Origin of the sequence: Marinomonas rhodophyticola (genome assembly GCF_026113935.1) — a bacterium.
Classification (GTDB): domain Bacteria; phylum Pseudomonadota; class Gammaproteobacteria; order Pseudomonadales; family Marinomonadaceae; genus Marinomonas; species Marinomonas rhodophyticola.
This window is the reverse complement of sequence record NZ_JAPEUL010000009.1, coordinates 169,902-188,738: the sequence shown is the minus strand read 5'-3', so window position 1 is coordinate 188,738 and position 18,837 is coordinate 169,902. Positions and strand designations below refer to the sequence as shown.

Below are 18,837 nucleotides of genomic sequence, written 5' to 3'. Positions count from 1 at the left end.
ATATAACAGATTTTAACGCTTTCGTTCTGTCTAGTGGTTCAAAATTTGACTTAAGAACATTTGCGTACGATCGTGTTGAGGGTTATCAAAGAACTCTTGAGGCTTGTTCGCTTCGACAATTTCTCCGGCATCCATAAAGACCACTCGGTCAGCAACGGTTTTAGCAAAGCCCATTTCGTGTGTTACACACACCATGGTCATGCCTTCTTCGGCTAACTGAATCATAACGTCTAATACTTCCTTGATCATTTCAGGGTCAAGGGCAGACGTTGGCTCATCAAACAACATAATGCGAGGTTGCATACAAAGACCGCGAGCAATCGCGACACGCTGCTGTTGTCCACCAGATAGTTGGCCTGGATATTTCAATGCTTGGTTGGCGATTTTCACTCGCTCCAAGTAATGCATTGCCATTTCTTCCGCTTCCTTTTTGGGGGTTTTACGAACCCAAATCGGCGCTAGGGTCAGGTTTTCCAAAATGGATAAGTGTGGAAACAAGTTAAAGTGTTGGAAAACCATACCCACATCTTTGCGAATGGCTTCGATGTTTTTTAGGTTGTCGTTCATTTCAACGCCATCGACAGAGATAATCCCTTTTTGGTGTTCTTCTAGACGGTTGATGCAACGTGTCATGGTCGACTTGCCCGAACCAGAAGGACCACACACAACGATGCGTTCCCCTTTCTTAATACTAAAGTTGATGTTTTTTAGTACGTGGAAATCACCGTACCATTTATTCACATCGATAAACTCGATGATTGCTTCTTCGCCCGGCTCAAGTTGGGCGAGTGCCATGTTTCTATCTGTCATTGTAAAGGCCTCAAATTCTTAACTAATTCCGCTTGTGTCCGGTTTCTAACTTGCGTTCGATTGCCATACTGTAACGTGACATTCCAAAGCAGATAATCCAATAAACAAAACCAGCGAAGGCGTAGCCTTCAACCGTGGTTCCTAACCAGTTGGCATCATGGTTGGCGGCTTGGATACGTCCTAATAAATCAAACATACCGACGATATACACTAGGGTCGTATCTTTAAATAAACCGATAAAGGTATTGACGATACCTGGAATGACGAGTTTTAGTGCCTGTGGCAATATCACCAGAATCATTGATTGCCAATAGGTTAATCCCATCGCATCGGCTGCTTCGTATTGCCCTTTCGGAATAGCTTGTAAGCCACCACGAATAACTTCCGCCATGTAAGCGGCAGAAAATAGAGTAATACCGATTAAAACACGCATTAACTTATTGAAATTCATACCGTCTGGTAAGAACAGCGGAATCATGACCGAGGCCATGAAAAGAATCGTAATGAGCGGTACCGCACGAATGGTTTCAATAAAAACCACACAGACAGACTTTGCCACTGGCATGTCTGAACGACGACCAAGGGCAAGTAATACACCAAGAGGGAAGGAGGCAACAATGCCCACTACACCCAGTAATGTCGTTAAAAACAATCCACCCCAAAGAGACGTTTCTACCACGGTTAAACCGAATACACCGCCAGCGAACAGAAAGTAAGCCACGACAGGGTAAACCAGAATAATCGCCAGAGAAAGGTACAGCTTATTGATGGTTTTGATGGCAAAGGCCCCCACCAATAAAACAAGAAGGATCAAGGATAAATTGATGCGCCATGTTTCTTCTGATGGGTATAAACCATACATAAACTGTTCAAAATACACACCGATGAAAGCCCAGCAGGCTCCACCACCCGTACACGCGGCTTTAGAGTCACCTGAAAAAGTCGCATTAATCACGCCCCACTCGATAATTGGTGGCACGAGTAAATACAACACATAGAGACTGAATAACGTCAGCAAAACGTTAAGCGGCGACGACAATAGGTTCTGACGTAGCCATGCCAAGGCTCCCACCGAGTTAACTGGTGGTGGCAGGCTGGGTGATGGTTTAAATTCAATAGCCATGATCTGCCTCCTAGCGCTCAATTAATGACATTTTTTTGTTATACCAGTTCATGAACATTGAAATCGTTAAACTCAATGAACCGTAAACCAACATACACAAACCAATGGTTTCAATCGCCTGACCTGTTTGGTTTAGCGTTGTACCCATAACCACGGACACCAATTCAGGATAAGCGATAGCTGCCCCTAGGGAAGAGTTCTTCGCTAAGTTTAGATATTGGCTGGTGAGTGGTGGAATAATAACTCGTAGCGCTTGTGGTAATACAATCAAACGTTGAGTAAGGCTATCGCGAAGACCAAGTGAACGCGCGGCCTCTGTCTGTCCCCAGTTAACCGACAAGATACCTGCACGAACGATTTCAGCGATAAACGCACCTGTGTAGGTGGATAAAGCGATAAGCACTGCCACAAACTCAGGTGGAAGTACCATGCCGCCTGTGATGTTGAAACGGCTCTTTTCTGGAACATCGAACTCAATCGGGAAACCGGAAATGGCCAAAGCCAAGAAAGTAATACCGACAATCAAGCCTAATGATGACCAGTAGGCTGGAAACCACAAGCCTGTTTTGGTTTGGCGTTTTTTTGCCCAGATAACCAAAGCGATTGCCGCCACAATAGACAGGATAAAGCCAGCAATAACCACACCAAAACCGTCTTGGAAAATGGGGTTGGGTGAGTAAATACCACGCTTATTAAGTAGAAAGTCCGCGAACTCATAGCTGTTTGCTGGTGCGGGTAAAGCCGCTAAAACGGCAAAATACCAGAAGAACATTTGTAGTAGCAATGGCAGGTTACGTAATGTTTCTACATAAACAGTCGCCAATCTTGCCACTAACCAGTTATTGGAGAGACGAGCAAGGCCAATCACAACACCAATGACGGTTGCTAGTGCGATACCAAGTAAAGAAATAACAAACGTGTTGATTAATGCGACGGCAAAAGCTCGTCCGTAAGTACCAGAGTCTGTGTACTCAATTAGGTGAATGAGAATTGGAAAGCCAGCTGGTTCATTAAAAAAGGCGAAACCAGTGGAAATTCCTCGATTATCTAGGTTGTTTTGCAGGTTAGTAAAAAGAAAATAACCAACAAAAACCACAACGCTCAAAAGCAATAGTTGAAAAATGAGGGCACGAGTGCCGGCATCATTCAATAAGCTGTTATTAGGTTTTGTTTTATTGCTCATCTTAATTCAGGCAAATGAAATGCTCGTCAGATGTGTAAGAAAGGGGGAGAAACCCAGCGACAGCCTAGTCGCTGGGTAAATACCCGAAGCGGATTGCTTTTAGGTATTAACGTACTGGTGGCGCGTACATAACACCGCCTTCAGTCCATAGATTATTGATACCACGAGGAAGACCTACAGGTGTAGATGGACCTACGTTACGCTCAAAGACTTCACCATAGTTACCAACTTTAGCAATAATGTCATATGCCCAGCTAGCAGGTAGACCAAGTTGCGCACCCATGTCACCTTCTGCACCTAGCAAACGCTTGATTTCAGGGTCAATCGTCTCAGCTTTAATTTTTGCAACATTTTTAGATGTAATGCCCATCTCTTCAGCGTTTACCTGAACAAACATTGCCCAAGTGACAATGTCTTTCCACTGGTTGTCACCGTGACGAACCACAGGACCTAGAGGCTCTTTAGAAATCGTTTCTGGAAGAATAACGTGAGCGGATGGATCAGATAGTTTAGAGCGGTGAGCTGCTAGACCAGATTTGTCTGTTGTGAAAACATCACAACGGCCAGATGAGTAAGCAGATAGCGCTTCATCGGCTTTTTGCACAACAACAGGAACGTAAGACAATTTGTTTTTACGGAAGAAATCCGCCATGTTCAATTCTGTGGTAGTACCTTGCTCTGTACAAACCGTTGCACCATCAAGATCTTTTGCTGATTCAACACCAAGATCTTTACGTACCATGAAGCCTTGGCCGTCGTAGAAGTTAACCGCGGTGAAGTCTAGACCCAAAGAGGTATCGCGAGTGTAGGTCCAAGTTGTGTTACGAGCAAGGATGTCGATTTCACCAGATTGCAAAGCCGTGAAACGCTCTTTAGCAGACAGTGGGGGTGAATTTTACTTTTTGCGCATCGCCAAAAATAGCGGCCGCTGTTGCACGACAAGCGTCTACGTCGATACCAGACCACTCACCGTTTGAATCCGCATTGGAAAAACCAGGAACACCTTGGCTAACACCACATTGAATAAAACCTTTCGCTTTGACATCGTCAAGCGTTGCTGCGGCTGCGCCAGTACTAATTGTAGCGGCGATTGCTGCTGTAGACAGTAGTTTACCAACATTCGATTTCATTATATTGAGCCTCCCAGGCGGTTGTTTTATATATGTTGTTATCTTGATCTTACTAAATTCTTAATTTCAGATTCCACGATCTGCGAATGACTATATTATTAGCGATTCCGTTTAAGTATTAAGCAAGCTTAGTGCCAACATTTGATTATTCTTGTTGTTAGGTATATGTAGACGATTCTTCTAAAAGGTCATCACATTCCCCTATAGAATTACTCTTTTAAGGAGTAGTCAAGGATAAAATGTCAGAAAAGAGGTGTGTGATACTTGTTTTTTGCACTTTTTGGGAGTTTAAGACGCTGTCTACTTACTTAATTAGTTGACTCACAGTCTTCATTAAAGTCAGTAAAAACAAGGCTCTGCAGACAAATGTAGGTTGTCTTTGCGCACAAATATAGGGCGATTTGTAGAAGCGGTGGATCTTTTTTGTGCTAGATGAATTTTTTGCATCATTTTGGTGCTGTTTTGAGATTTACTGTGCTTAATTTGAATACCCATACACAATATATTGAATAAAGCACTTTCCATAATCTGTAATCTGCGTGGTAGACTTAGAAAACATATTTTCTACCTTCCTTTGATATCAATTAAAGTCATGTAAAGGAGATCCACATCAGATGGATAACTCAGCAAAACCGCTTGACCGTTTAGATAAAAAAATTCTTCGAGAATTACAGATTAATGGTCGTTTATCTAATGTGGAGTTAGCGAGTCGAGTCGAGACCAGTGCGACGCCTTGTTTGGAGCGGGTGCGTCGTTTGGAACGTAATGGTTACATTACGGGCTACTGTGCTTTGGTGAACCCCAAAAAAGTGGATGCTGGATTGCTTGTCTTTGTGGAGATTCGTTTGAAAACAACCTCTCCAGAAGGATTTAATGAATTTAAAGCCGCTGTCACCGAGATTCCTGAAATTTTGGAATGTCATCTGATTGCCGGCGACTTTGAGTACCTTTTGAAAGCGCGTGTATCTAATATGGATACTTATCGTCTTTTGTTGGGAGAGACCCTGTTAACGCTACCCCATGTTCGAGAGTCGCGTACTTACGTTGCCATGGAAGAAGTTAAAAATACCACAGTGGTTAATATTCCCTAAACAGGGATGGCGGCAAGCACTTTTTTTAACATGCTTGGACCCATTCCTTTGACATTGAGAACGGCTTTTTCGGATTGAAACGGCCGTTCTTTCACTAATTTCTCCAGTACTTTCTTTGGCACTCCTTTCACGCTTAATAGCTTGTCTACTTTTGCTTTATTAATGGCGAGATAACCATCTGAATAGCCAGTGTTTTTTTTTATATTTTCGACTTTTTCTGGTGTTTTGGGTGTGGGTGCCTGGGCATCTTCTTGTTGGTTATTGGCAAGATGTATCGGATCGGAAGAGGGAATGACGCTTTTATAGTGGTTTTCAAAATAGACGGAATCGCACAAGGTATAATCGACGCCATTCCATTCGCTTAGTTGCAGGGCCAAGGACCAAGAGCCAGCGGGAGGTTGCTGAAAAATCAGATCGTAATAGCAATCACCAAGGAAGTGCTGGCCTTTTATTTCGCCAATTGTCGTCGAGGCAAGAATCGTCTTTGTTGTTCTATGATCGGAAGTTGTCGGGAATGCACATAACTGTAACTGTAGGGTGCCGCTGAGGTTTTCTTCCGCTCTATTGTTTTCAATACGATGAACAAAAATAAGAATACGGTCATTTTCGATTCGATAGCCACATCCCTGCAAATTTAAATGCGTATCCTGAAAAGCTTTATGTAAAGAGTCCATGTTCTTTCCTTATTGGCGAATCGATTAAGTGATAAAGCACTTAGAGCCCTTTTCTTAAGGGCTTTTTGCATTGCGTAATTTTTGATTAAATTTTACTCAGGTGCAAGCAAATACCGTTTGCTGGTCGATTTAAATTGAGGTTACGATGCTTCGAGTCAAGAATAGAAGACGCTCAAGTAGCATTTAGACGTTCAAGTACTGATCATGATTGGGTAGCCATCGTGATAGTAGGGGGAAATGGCGGCTGGGTAGCGGCTATGCAATATTACCGCGGCTTTTTGTACATCATCCAACAATCCTTTGTCTCTTTGTAAGTCTGCGACCTTAAACTCCCAGAGGCCCAGTTTGTCTGGTGCCGAGTAATTCACCAGGGCCGCGTAATTCCAGGTCTTTTTCAGCGATTTTAAAACCATCGCTGGTCTCACGCATGGTGGAAAGCCGCTCTTTGCCTTGTTGCCCTAATGGGGATTTATAAAGCAGCACACAATGGCTGGCGGTTTGCCCTCGACCCACACGACCACGTAATTGGTGCAGCTGAGCAAGGCCAAGTCTCTCTGGGTTTTCGATCACCATGAGACTGGAGTTTGGTACATCGACACCGACTTCGATCACCGTAGTCGCCACCAGTAGTTGAATCTCGCCCGCTTTAAATTTTGCCATAATGTCCGCTTTTTCTTGGGCTTTTAAACGCCCATGGACTAAGCCAATACGAAGCTTGCCAAGCTGTTCTTGTAGCAAAATGGCGGTGTCTTCAGCTGCTTGGCATTGTAAGGCTTCAGATTCTTCAATCAAGGTACAGACCCAATAGGCTTGTTTGCCTTCTTCGCAGGCGCTTTTCACACGATCAATGACTTCTTGTCGGCGTTGATCGGATACCACTATGGTGTTCACTGGTGTTCGGCCAGGTGGCAGCTCGTCAATGATGGAGCAGTCCAGATCCGCATAGGCTGACATGGCTAAGGTTCGTGGAATCGGCGTGGCTGTCATGATTAATTGATGAGGCTGGAAGCCATGTTTCATGCCTTTTTCGCGCAACGCCATGCGCTGATGTACGCCAAAGCGATGTTGTTCGTCGATAATCGCTAAGGCTAGGCGGTCGAACTCTACGGTATCCTGAAACAAAGCGTGTGTTCCAACAATAATTTGAGCCTGTCCAGATGCGATATCAGTGAGTTCTTTTTCTCTGGCTTTGCCTTTGAGCTTACCGATCATCCACGCCACCTTGAGTCCAAGCGGCTCAAACCATTGAGTGAAATTGATATAGTGTTGTTCGGCTAGAATTTCGGTGGGCGCCATAATGGCAACCTGGTAGCCAGCCTGTACAACAGACGCCGCCGCCAACGCCGCCACTAAGGTTTTCCCTGAGCCTACATCGCCCTGAACCAAACGCAGCATAGGATGACCTGAGCCGAGGTCGTTAAGGATCTCTTGAAAAACCCGTTGCTGCGCATTAGTTGGTGAAAAGGGAAGCTGTTGCAAGAGCCGTTGGCTTAATTCACCTGCGGCTTGTACTTTGATGGCAGCATCTTGTTTGGCTTTTATGCGTTTGCCAATTAGAGAAAGCTGGTGCGCCATGAGTTCTTCAAACGATAGTCGGTATTGTGCTGGATGACAGCCAGATTTGAGTAACTCTAGATTGGCCTCTCTTGATGGATGATGAAGAAACTGAATGGCATCAACCAGAGGAGGAAGGCTGAATTGAGTGCGTATCTCGTCAGGCAGCCACTCTTGTAAATTGTAGGGTGTTAAACGTTCTAAGGCTTGTGCGCAAAGTTGACGAATTTTCGTTTGTGTCAAACCATCCGTCAGTGGGTAAATCGGTGTCAGTTGTGCGGTTTCTTCTTGTGTTTCGTCTTCCCCAATGATCTTGTATTCAGGATGATAGATTTCAAATCCTGTGCTGCCACGGCGAATCTCACCAAAGCAGCGTACTCGTTTACCGGCTTCCAGTTGCTTTTTTTGCGCAGCGGAAAAGTGAAAGAAGCGCAGACACAAGGTGCCAGTGTGATCTTTGATACGACACAGTAAACTACGACGTTTGCCCATTTTGATTTCAGCGCCTGTGACTTGGCCCTCGATAACGGCTTCATCGCCAAAGCGCAGTTGCCCTATAGGAACCACACGTGTTCTGTCTTGATAGCGGATGGGCAGATGAAACAGCAGATCTTGTACTGTGTTCAAGTGCAGCTTTGCCAGTTTTTCCGCCATCGCATCGCCAACACCCTTTAGCTCACGAACGTCTTGAGTGTCTAATCCATCGGTCATGCCTACTCTCTACAAATCCAATTGTTCTACAGGTCTAGCTGCTTACAAGCATCACGGATAGACTGGCTAACGGCTTCAATCGCTTTAGGACGTGGGAAGCTCGCTCGCCAAGCTAATGCCACGGTACGTTTGGGGGCCGGTGCGGTAAAAGGTCTGACTTCTAGCATGTCATGATTAATGTTCATCACCGCCGATTTAGGCAACACAGTGACGCCTAAGCCTGATGCGACCATGTAGCGAATGGTTTCTAATGAGCTACCGTTAACGATAGTGCGGCCGTCGCCAAACTCGTTTTCGTTAACCAAAGGACAAGCTTCCAGTACCTGCTCACTAAAACAGTGGCCTTTACCGAGTAACAACAAGTTGTCAGTTGATAACTGATCTGTATCTATGCTGGCCAATTTGGTCCATGGATGCGATTTCGGCATCAGCACCATGAATTCTTCTTCGTAAATGGGTTGTGTTACCACATCCGGTTCACGAAAAGGCAGCGCCACGATGATGGCATCTAATTCTCCATTACGTAGTTTAGGGCGTAAGTTTTCCGTGAGGTCTTCTTCAATGATCAACGGCATGCCTGAGGTGATTTTATGCAAAGACGGAATCATAAAAGGAAACAAGTAAGGTGCAATGGTAAAAATAGCACCGACTTTGAGAGGGCCTTTTAATTGGTTCTTTCCCGACGAAGCGAGTTCTTTGATGGTATTGGCTTGATGCAGTACACGCTTTGCTTGGGTAATAATTTGTTCCCCCAGCGGTGTGACATAAACTGAACTTTTGCTGCGCTCAAAAATCGCCACGCCTAGCTCGTCTTCCAGTTTTTTGACGGCGACGCTAAGAGTCGGTTGTGACACATGGCAATCCAGTGCTGCTTGTCCAAAATGTTTTTTTTCTGCCAGCATTACAATGTATTTCAATTCCGTTAATGTCATAACACACCTTTTGCTTAAGCTTTTTCATTGTTAATAACTATGATAATACATATTTTGATAAAGTATACTCGTTCCTTTTTTATTGCTGAGTATTTCTTCCTTAGAATATCTGTCAGTATTCCACACAGTAGTGCGGCAAAAGTTTTATAGCGTTCGCGTTTAACGTAGTTTGGAGAAGGTTAATGGCAAAGGTTCTGATCGCAGGTTGCGGTGATTTAGGTTCTGGTGTAGCCGCTGAATTGGTGAAAAACGGTCATGAGGTGACGGGAATTCGTCGTACAAAAGCCCATTTCCCAGAAGGCGTGGTGGGGATCACTGGTGACCTACTGAGCATGACAGATGGCAACTTACCTGATGTGGATGTGGTTTTCTTGATTATGACCCCCAATGGTCGTGACGAAGACGCGTATCGAGCCGCATATTTTGACACCGCGCAAGTGTTGATTCGTCGATATAAAACCCTGGTGAAACCGCCCCAAGTGTTTTTTGTGTCCAGCACCAGTGTATACGGACAAAATCAAGGTGAGTGGGTTGATGAAACAACGCCCGCTATCCCTTCATCAGCAACGGCGACAGTATTGCTTGAAACCGAGCAGGCGCTTGCTGCCGTATTGCCCAGTGTGACGGTGCGTTGTTCCGGTATTTATGGTCCAGGGCGATTTCGATTATTAGAGACGGTACTAAGTGAAAAGGATTGGGAAGCCAACAGTTGGACCAATCGTATTCATCGGGACGATGTGGTATCAGCACTGGTAACCTTAGCCAACATAGCGTTTGAGGGGAAAGACTTACCCAAACAGGTGATTGTGACCGATCAAACACCGGTTTCTATGTGGGAAGTGAAACTTTGGTTAGCAACCTGTCTAGGTGCAAGGGTGGCCGTAAAAGAGAGTAATCAATTTGTTCCAGTATCCGGAAAGCGTATACAGGGCCAATACCTTTTATCACAAGGTTGGGTGCCGCGTTATCCGAGTTACGTGGTGGGCTATCATGAGTTGTTGCGTGAATTTAACAGGACGCGATAAATCAGCAGTGCGCTAGTGATTAGGTACAAGGTCGCCATAATAAAAAAAGAGGCCGCGGCCTCTTTTTTTACGTGACAAGCATGGGTTTGAAGAGATTAGTCTTCCAACACCATGATGCCTTCGATTTCTACCTGAACGCCTTTTGGCAAAGCGCGAACGCCCATTGCTGCGCGTGCTGGGTAAGGCTGCTTAACGAACTGCATCATTACCTCGTTTACGGTGGCGAAGTTGCTTAGATCGGTCATGAAAATATTAAATTTCACTACGTTCTCTAGAGAACCACCCGCTGCTTGGCAAACGGCTTGTAAGTTTTTGAAGACTTGTGTTGTTTGCTCAACGATATCTTCACTGATGACTTCCATGGTTTCAGGAACCAAAGGAATTTGACCAGACAAATACACAGTATTGCCAGCACGAACGGCTTGTGAGTATGGGCCGATAGCAGCCGGTGCGTTTTCAGTGTGAATGACTTGTTTTGACATAAATGAGCATCCTATTTTAGAAGGTCAGTAAACAGTAAATAAAGGCCAATTAACGCCCTACAATGGTTTCCCTTGTGACTTTCTCGACACAACGAACAGCTTTTATGCGACGCATTACATCGGCTAAGCCAACGCGACTGGAGATAGTAATGCTTAACCGTAAACGACTGACTCGGCCACGCTCAATAATATCGAGATTTGACACTTGGAAGTCTGTGTCGCTGATTGAGCTGGCGATTTTCGCCACCGCACCACGTTCGTTGATATAAGTGACGATGAGGCTAATGTGTAGCTCTTCTTCGATTTCTTTGCCCCATGCCATATGAATAAAACGTTCAGGGAACTCGACAAATGGTCCTGAACATTCGGGCAATTAAGGTGGTGGATAATAATGCCTTTATCAACTTGGACATAGCCAACAATCGGATCACCGGGAATCGGGGAGCAACATTTCGCATAGGAAATCAGCATCCCTTCAGAACCGTTCACCTTAAAGGACTTCGGGGTCACCAAGGTATCTTCATCAATGTTGGGGAACAGCTCTCGGGCAACCAGATAGCCCACATGGCGGCCTTTACCGATGGATTCTAGTAAGTCATCCATGGTGGCGAGCTGGTGGTTGGTCAGCACCTGCGCGATTTGCTCAACGGTCAATTCATCGATATTGGTTTTAAAGGCATTAAGAGAGCGAGTGAGTAGCCTATGACCAATGGAAATGGCGTTTTCTCGCTGTTTGTCTTTCAAATAATGACGAATGTTGGTGCGTGCTTTACCCGTAATCGCAAAGCTTAACCAAGCCACATTTGGCTGGGCGTTTTTGGCTGTGATAATTTCGACGGTCTGCCCACTTTCAAGCTGTGTGCTTAATGGCGCGAGACGACGATTGATACGACAAGAGATACAAGTATTGCCGATTTCAGTATGGACGCCATAGGCAAAATCAACGGGTGTTGCCCCTGAAGGTAACTCGATGATTTGGCCATTTGGAGTAAAAACATACACCTCGTCAGGGAACAGATCGCTTTTCACGTTATCAACAAATTCGACGGGGTTACGTGCTTTTTGTTGAATTTCTAATAAACTTTTCACCCATTTTGTCGCGCGATCGTGATTGCTTGGCATATTTGAGGAGCCGCTGACTTTATAAGCCCAATGCGCAGCAATACCATTATTGGCGACCAAATCCATTTCTTCTGTACGAATTTGGATTTCCATAGGTATACCATTAGCACCCAACACCGTGGTGTGTAGAGACTGATAACCATTGGATTTGGGAACCGCTATGTAGTCTTTAAAGCGGCCTTCGATGGGTTTAAAGAGGGCGTGAATCACGCCTAAAATTCGATAACAGCTGTCATGGCGATCGGTCACGATGCGCACACCCATGACGTCCATGATTTCATCCAGAGAACGGCGCTTCTTGTCCATCTTCTGATAAATGCTGTAAATATGCTTTTCGCGAACACTGATGCTGGCTTCGATATAGTCTGCGGCCAATTCGGAGCGAATCGTATCTTCAAGTTTCTGAGTGTCTTTAATGCGCTGCTGGCCATACTTTTTATGGATGGCTCTTTGTAACATGCGCGCGCGCATTGGGTAATAGGCTTGAAAAGCGAGGGATTCTAGATCAACCCTAACATTGTACATACCCAAGCGATTGGCAATGGGCGCGTAAATATCCAAGGTTTCGCGAGCGATACGACGCTTTTTATTTGCTGGCATGGCATCCAATGTGCGCATGTTATGCAAACGGTCCGCTAATTTCACCAAGATAACGCGAATGTCATCGGCCATGGCCATGGCCATTTTTTGGAAGTTATGGGCTTGTTTTTCGACTTGGCTGTTGAATTCCAAATGGGTAAGTTTACTTACGCCATCCACCAGACCGGCGACACCTTCACCGAACTGCTCAGTGAGCGCTTCTCGGCTAATACCAGTATCTTCAATTACGTCGTGCAGTAAGGCCGCTGTCAAACCATCACAATCCATTCGAAGTTCAGAGAGAATTTCGGCGACGGCGAGAGGATGGGTGACATAAGGCTCGCCACTTTTGCGCCGCTGCCCATCATGGGCTTGCTCGGCATAATAGTAAGCTCGCTTTACCTTAGAGACTTGCTCGTAAGGTAAGTACTGACTCAATGTCAGTGCTAAATCTTCAATGGTATACATCGCTCACCTCACATTGGCAAAAAAGAAGCGCGACAATTTGCAATGAGCGACACCATAGAGATTAAAACTCGTGCAATGGGCGTTTTTGCTGATCAACATTTTTTGCGTTGATTAGGTTTTCCGCTATTTCACGTAGTGCAACTACAGTCACTTTGTCGCCTTCTAAAGGCACTTTTGCGTCTTCGCCGCCAGTCGCAAGTTGACGAGCGCGTTTTGATGCGACCATCACTAGTTCAAAGCGGTTATCAACGTTTTCTAAACAATCTTCTACGGTAACTCGAGCCATTTTGACCTCTGTGTTCGGTTATCTATTTTTCCAAGGGTAATTCTACTGAACGGCTTCTTATAATGACAAGAGATCATTTATAAGATTGCCATATTTTTGCTGCATAACAGGGGTTTTGGAGCGCATGGCCATAAAAATGGACGACATTTCTGCAAGCGCCGTATCAAAATCGTCATTCACAATCACAAAATCGTATTCATGGTAATGAGACATTTCATTGACGGCCTTTGCCATACGTCGGTGAATAACTTCATCGGAATCGGTCGCGCGTTTGCGAAGACGTTCTTCGAGAGAGGCCAAAGAGGGCGGTAAAATAAATACGCCGATGGCATCAGGGTAAAGTTGGCGGACTTGTCGAGCACCTTGCCAATCGATTTCTAAAATCACATCAAGGCCTTGCTCTAACATGCCAAAAATCGATTCTTTTGAGGTGCCATAGTAATTATCAAACACTTGAGCGTGTTCAAAAAAAGCGTCTTCCGCAATCATATCCAAAAAGGATTCATCATCGATAAAGTAATACTCTCGACCATGTTCTTCACCAGCTCGCGGTGCACGTGTGGTATGAGAAATGGAAATACGTACTTGTGAATCTTGGCTAAGAAGTGCTTTGTATAAGGTCGATTTACCAGCCCCAGAAGGAGCCGATAAGATGAATAAATTGCCTTTATGTTTGTCCATGAGGTTCTTTTAATCCGCCTTTTTTGACTTTGTTGCGTTTTACTATATCACAAACAAAATGCCTGCTAGTGAGTTGAGTATTATTGACGATATTGGCGCTTTTTGACAGGGATGTTGTCGAGTGTTCAAGCCGAGTTTTGATTTTAGCTGACAACATTCTATTAATTCAGTGGTCATTAATAATTCGTTACAAAGTTTTTTTGTTCCAGATGCATTTTTTATAAACATGACTAAGCTTGAATGATATGAATCCAACAGATAAATGCTAAAACAAGGAAGGGAAATACAATGGATTTACCCTACGAAAAGAATTCACTGAAAGCAACCTCTACACGAAGAAACTATTGCAAAGTCTTATCCGTTGAAGATGACCCTGATTACCAAGAAGCGCTGATGAATGGTCTTAGTGCGCTTAATTATGACGATAAACAGGTGGAGTTTCTGACCGCATCATCTGCGAGTGAAGCCGCGACAGTTATCGCTGCCAATCCTGATATATCGGTTATGTTTCTTGATGTTGTCATGGAAACTGATGTCGCTGGCTTACGCTTAATCCGGACGATTCGTGACGTTATTGGCAATGATTTGGTACGCATTGTTTTATTAACTGGTCAACCAGGTATGGCCCCAGTTAACGATCTTATTGGTCAATACGATATCGATGACTATTGGTGCAAATCTGACCTCACTCAGGCGCATTTACAAACTATCGTACTAAGTAACTTGCGTACTTGGGAGCACCTTTCTGATATGAAAGAGGCTCGTCATGGTATGCAATTGTTATTGGCTTCCAGTCAACGAATCGCATCAAAGAACGACATTACCGACTATACACGCTCTATTTTGGAAGAAATTGGCTTACTGTTAAAAATGAGCAGCGGCGGCATAGTGTGCTTTTTCCACCCAGAAGAAGAACATTTAGAGAAGGCCTTAATTGTTGCTGCTTGTGGGGAGTTTTCGTCTCATATTCATCAATATTTTCTATCAGTAATCCAAGAGAGCTTTTTAAGAGACGCTGTGGCGTTAGCCAATACACAAAAAAGTCATGTGTTTCAGGATGGCTTTTCTGTGCTGTATTTCTCTAATAAGGAGTTAGAAGATCGCGAATACATGGTGGTGGTAAAGCTAGATCGAAATATTGCCGTCAATGAAATTAATTTACTTCAGGTCTTTTGTGAGAATATCAGTGCAGGTTTCCGCAATGTTGCCTTGCATAATAAACTAACCAATCTGGCTTATGTTGAGCCTACTTTAGGGATCCATAATAAAAACTGGCTGGTTCGTGAAATACACAATATGTTTTCGTGGGAGCGTCAAAAAGCGACTTTATTGATGCTCTACGTGGAAGATTTAGCTTATACAGAGTCTGTTTTAGGGTCTAAATATTGTGATCAATTAACGCTTTCTCTGTACGATTATTTGAACCACTTCTTTGATAAAGCGGTCGATATTGCCTTGCTTGAGCGAGATACGTTGGTACTGATTGTGTATGACGATCAGGATTACAATGAAACGTCACTCGAGAATATTATCCATACCAGCATTGAAGTTGAAAACTCCTTACATTCTCTTGATTTGACCGTAAGCTCGGTGAAATTTTCAGACTTTCCTAATTATGAGCCAGAACAATTAGTCAGTGTCGGAAAAAGTACCTTAGAAAGAGCAAAATACGAGAGAGTGTCATACTTGGCTTTTTCTGAAACCCTTGCGTCGGAAATGTTTGGGCGTTATGAGTTATTAAAAGATCTACGAGAAGCCATTTCGGATAATCAGATCCACGCTTATTTTCAGCCTAAATTTAGCTTAAAAAATAACACGCTGATTGGATTTGAAGCCTTGGCGCGATGGGTGCATAAAAATGGGCAGTTTATTCCGCCAGATCAATTTATTGCGCTAGCTGAGAGCAGTGGTCTGATTGATAAATTGGATCAGCAGATGTTGCGGCAATCTTGTGAAGCGATTAATACACTTAAAAATTTAGGTATTAACGTACCTATTTCTGTGAACGTTGCAGGCAATGAAATCATTCGTCCTAATTACTTCGAAAACTTTAAACGACTGCTTGCAGAAGAAGGTGTGTCGAATGAAATGATCGAGTTAGAAATTACTGAGTCCCAAATCATTGAAGAAAAAACTAATATTAACAAGCATTTATCGAACCTCAAAGCATTAGGTATACGAGTCAATATCGACGATTTTGGGACGGGCTATTCTTCTTTAGCGTATTTATCTACTTTATCGGTTTCAACTATCAAAATTGATCACAGCTTTGTGTGGCGCATGGAAGAATCCGAGAAAGATTGGGAAATACTGAAGATGATCATCGAACTAGGAAACTTTTTGGGGTTAAGTGTTATTGCTGAAGGTATTGAGACTGAGCAACAAAAAACGCATTTGCTGGCTTTGGGCTGTGAGGATGGCCAAGGTTACTTATTTGCTAAACCTATGTCATTAGACGATACAATTAGTTGGATTAAAGCGGGCTTGTAACAATATGGCTTTTGGTAAACGGATGTCACAAAAATCATTACTTTGCATGTATCTGTCGGGTATTTTTGTTTTTATAGTTTTGCTTAGTTGGGGCAGTTATCGTTTTTTTAGACAATAAAATTAGCCAGTTAGCATGGAATGAATCAGAAGTATTGTCTCGTAGTGCCAGTGTTTTTAGCCGTGAAATGGGGCATATTAAGCGAGTTACGTTGCTGTTACACAACAGCATTAATGCTCGCCTATCTTCTCAGAATGCCGCTTCTCAAAACTCAGCCCTTGTTCAAGGCTTGTCATTATCACAGAACGAAACAACAATCCCCGCTGATTGGGAGGCTCAGGTGGTGGATGAATTCAATCAATTTGCTCGAACATCTAGTCTTATTTCCCAAGTTCGCTGGATTATGCCAGATGGCCAAGAGCACATTCGAATCAACTCTCAAGCGGGTGTTATCTATCGTGTGCCAGAAGGCCAGCTACAAAACAAATCAGATCGGCATTATGTGCAACATGCGCCAGATAGCAGCAACGAGGTCTATATTTCTTCTTTGGATTTGAACATTGAAAATAAAGAAATCGTCCGTCCTTTTCAGCCAACGGTTCGTGGTGTCATCAGAGTGAATGGCGAAATACCAGGGATTCTGGTGGTGAATTATGATTTGAGCAAACTGTTTGAGCTTATTCGGACTTTTAGCCGTGACGGTGTGTATTTAGAAATACTAGATTCCAATGGCGATTGGGTTTTAGCAGCCGACAAAAACCTCGAATGGGGCGGCATACTTCATCCTGATAACTTGAGCTTTAATATCAAAACGCGTTTTCCGGTTATTTGGCAAGAAATGGATGTAGTGGATGGATTAGAGCGAGTTTTTGATGATGGCCGTTTGTGGAGTCTATTGAAGCTGCATATAGACGAAGAGGCAGATGTTCAGAACTCACAAACGCCATCTTTGTATTTTATTGCACGCTCTAACTATGAAGAGTTTTCTGCCTGGCGAGCGAGGTTAATCTTTAGCATTATTGGTATAGCAGGCGTTTTCTTTGTTTTGATAGCATGGTTGGTTTGGCGGCAAACTACAGCTCAATTTGAGACCTATCGATTACTTAAACTGGTTCAGCAAGAAAAAGCACAAGCGGAGCAGGTTAACCGTAAACTGAATCTAACGAATAAGCGCTTAGTGGATCTTCAGGACGAGCTAGTAGAAAGTAGCAAATTATCTTCTTTAGGACTGATGGTGGCGGGTTTAGCTCATGAAATGCATACACCGCTTGGAGGCGTCAGAATGGCGTTATCTTCATGTAAAGTCTGGTTAGATAAGGAAGCTAAACAGCATCCTTCTGATGGTCTTGAAAAAATGGATGGGTCATTGTTAATAGCGGAAAAAAACCTTGTTCGTGCTTTGGATGTGGTTTCTAGTTTTAAGCGCATTGTGTCCGACAGGACCGCTCAGGATGTGCAAGCCTTTTCCTTTCATAATGTCGTTGATGACATCTTGTTTACTTATAAACCGATTCTAAAAAAACGTCCTGATATGCGTATTGATGCTGACTGTCCAGAAGGCATCGAGATGCTAGGTTACCCTGGGGCCATGTCTCAAATTATTCAAAACCTTATCGATAATGCGTTAGACCATGCTTTCCAGCGATTGGATAAAGGCGTTATTACCCTTACGGCTAAAAAAGAACAAGATAGCCTCATTCTTGTTATTAGCGACAATGGCATAGGCATTTCGTCAGAAATCAAAGAGCATATTTTTGATCCTTTCACCACGACGGGTCGAACCAATCAACATACAGGACTAGGGTTACACCTAGTGAGTCAGTGGGTAAATGCACTGATGAAAGGGCGAGTCGATGTGGTATCTGAGTTAGGTGTTGGAACGACATTTACCCTAACAATTCCCCTAAAACAGCATGAAGATGAGGAGTCAGCGAGCTGACGAATTTTAGCAACTTCTGTCATGCCTCCTTTGTTGTAAACAGGTTATTCTGTCGTTACTCAATGAATTGACAGACGGAACGAGCGATCAATAAAGCATTATGAAAGCGCATACTGGCGGTATGTGATTACATATATAAGCATTTAGACGATGATCTTATCGTCGAAGCGTTATGTGATGTAGCCTGTTTCTCTAAATACCATTTTCACCGACAGTTTACGCATTTTATGGGTGTTTGTGCGTCTAGCAGCTACGCTTAAAAAGAGCATCCTATGAGCTAGTGTTTATGGAAAAAAGTGCATCATTGATATTGTCATGAGCGCGAAATTCGATCACCCAGAATCCTTTTCTAGAGCTTTCAATGAGAACGGCGTCATTAACAGTACCTTAGCTGGTGGTCGCTACGCCGTCGTTCGCCATTTTGGGCCTTATGACAGTATCCGTCGTTGTTTGTACTTCCTTAGTGGTACGTTTGATTCGTTACTGTTTTGGAGTGTTTGCCACACGCTGTGTGATGCTATGGTGCTTTAGCCGTCCGACTCAAGCTTATACTTCGCCT

At 43.8% G+C, this 18,837-nt stretch carries 13 protein-coding genes and 3 pseudogenes; 5 read left to right on the top strand and 11 right to left on the bottom strand.

The window, feature by feature from the left end; genetic code table 11:
* Positions 1 to 30: 30 nt before the first annotated feature.
* From ONZ52_RS15250 to ONZ52_RS15235, 4 genes and pseudogenes are all read right to left on the bottom strand, one after another.
* Positions 31 to 810, bottom strand: a complete 780-nt coding sequence (locus tag ONZ52_RS15250; RefSeq protein ID WP_321160345.1) for an amino acid ABC transporter ATP-binding protein — start codon at positions 808 to 810, stop codon at positions 31 to 33.
* A 22-nt stretch (positions 811 to 832) separates the two neighbouring features.
* Complete coding sequence (locus tag ONZ52_RS15245; RefSeq protein ID WP_265219585.1) at positions 833 to 1,933, bottom strand: amino acid ABC transporter permease; 1,101 nt, start codon at positions 1,931 to 1,933, stop codon at positions 833 to 835.
* Between the two features lie 10 nt (positions 1,934 to 1,943).
* Complete coding sequence (locus ONZ52_RS15240) at positions 1,944 to 3,116, bottom strand: amino acid ABC transporter permease (RefSeq protein ID WP_265219584.1); 1,173 nt, start codon at positions 3,114 to 3,116, stop codon at positions 1,944 to 1,946.
* 106 nt (positions 3,117 to 3,222) lie between these two features.
* Positions 3,223 to 4,246: pseudogene (locus ONZ52_RS15235) on the bottom strand (amino acid ABC transporter substrate-binding protein).
* 614 nt (positions 4,247 to 4,860) lie between these two features.
* Here ONZ52_RS15235 and ONZ52_RS15230 point away from each other — a divergent pair.
* Positions 4,861 to 5,337, top strand: a complete 477-nt coding sequence (locus ONZ52_RS15230) for an Lrp/AsnC ligand binding domain-containing protein (protein WP_265219583.1) — start codon at positions 4,861 to 4,863, stop codon at positions 5,335 to 5,337.
* Here the strand turns inward: ONZ52_RS15230 and ONZ52_RS15225 are convergent.
* From ONZ52_RS15225 to ONZ52_RS15215, 3 genes and pseudogenes are all read right to left on the bottom strand, one after another.
* Entirely contained in the window at positions 5,334 to 6,011 is a 678-nt protein-coding gene (locus ONZ52_RS15225; RefSeq protein WP_265219582.1) for a helix-hairpin-helix domain-containing protein, read from the bottom strand. The genes ONZ52_RS15230 and ONZ52_RS15225 overlap by 4 nt on opposite strands.
* Before the next feature lie 183 nt (positions 6,012 to 6,194).
* Positions 6,195 to 8,276: pseudogene (gene recG, locus ONZ52_RS15220) on the bottom strand (ATP-dependent DNA helicase RecG).
* A gap of 26 nt (positions 8,277 to 8,302) precedes the next feature.
* On the bottom strand, positions 8,303 to 9,208 hold the full coding sequence (locus tag ONZ52_RS15215) for a hydrogen peroxide-inducible genes activator (RefSeq protein WP_265219581.1): 906 nt from the start codon (positions 9,206 to 9,208) through the stop codon (positions 8,303 to 8,305).
* Between the two features lie 182 nt (positions 9,209 to 9,390).
* Here ONZ52_RS15215 and ONZ52_RS15210 point away from each other — a divergent pair, with 182 nt between their 5' ends.
* Positions 9,391 to 10,233: an NAD-dependent epimerase/dehydratase family protein gene (locus ONZ52_RS15210; RefSeq protein ID WP_265219580.1), complete on the top strand. Its 843-nt coding sequence runs from the start codon at positions 9,391 to 9,393 to the stop codon at positions 10,231 to 10,233.
* A 95-nt stretch (positions 10,234 to 10,328) separates the two neighbouring features.
* Here ONZ52_RS15210 and ONZ52_RS15205 read toward each other — a convergent pair whose 3' ends face one another.
* From ONZ52_RS15205 to gmk, 4 genes and pseudogenes are all read right to left on the bottom strand, one after another.
* The gene (locus ONZ52_RS15205; RefSeq protein ID WP_265219579.1) at positions 10,329 to 10,715 is read right to left on the bottom strand and encodes a RidA family protein; all 387 of its coding nucleotides are present in this window, start codon (positions 10,713 to 10,715) and stop codon (positions 10,329 to 10,331) included.
* Between the two features lie 49 nt (positions 10,716 to 10,764).
* Positions 10,765 to 12,884: pseudogene (locus tag ONZ52_RS15200) on the bottom strand (RelA/SpoT family protein).
* A gap of 61 nt (positions 12,885 to 12,945) precedes the next feature.
* The gene (gene rpoZ / locus ONZ52_RS15195) at positions 12,946 to 13,170 is read right to left on the bottom strand and encodes a DNA-directed RNA polymerase subunit omega (RefSeq protein ID WP_012072045.1); all 225 of its coding nucleotides are present in this window, start codon (positions 13,168 to 13,170) and stop codon (positions 12,946 to 12,948) included.
* A gap of 57 nt (positions 13,171 to 13,227) precedes the next feature.
* Positions 13,228 to 13,851, bottom strand: coding sequence for a guanylate kinase (gene gmk, locus ONZ52_RS15190; RefSeq protein ID WP_265219578.1), 624 nt, complete (start codon positions 13,849 to 13,851; stop codon positions 13,228 to 13,230).
* A 288-nt stretch (positions 13,852 to 14,139) separates the two neighbouring features.
* Between gmk and ONZ52_RS15185 the strand changes: the two genes are divergently transcribed.
* The 3 genes from ONZ52_RS15185 to ONZ52_RS15175 all read left to right on the top strand — a co-directional run bounded on the left by ONZ52_RS15185 (position 14,140) and on the right by ONZ52_RS15175 (position 18,809).
* Positions 14,140 to 16,341 carry a GGDEF/EAL domain-containing response regulator gene (locus tag ONZ52_RS15185; RefSeq protein ID WP_265219577.1) on the top strand — a complete coding sequence of 734 codons (2,202 nt, stop codon included), beginning with the start codon at positions 14,140 to 14,142 and terminating at the stop codon, positions 16,339 to 16,341.
* A 152-nt stretch (positions 16,342 to 16,493) separates the two neighbouring features.
* Complete coding sequence (locus ONZ52_RS15180; protein ID WP_265219576.1) at positions 16,494 to 18,278, top strand: sensor histidine kinase; 1,785 nt, start codon at positions 16,494 to 16,496, stop codon at positions 18,276 to 18,278.
* Between the two features lie 315 nt (positions 18,279 to 18,593).
* Positions 18,594 to 18,809 (top strand): hypothetical protein, encoded by a 216-nt coding sequence (locus ONZ52_RS15175; protein WP_265219575.1) that lies wholly within the window; start codon positions 18,594 to 18,596, stop codon positions 18,807 to 18,809.
* Positions 18,810 to 18,837: the final 28 nt, after the last annotated feature.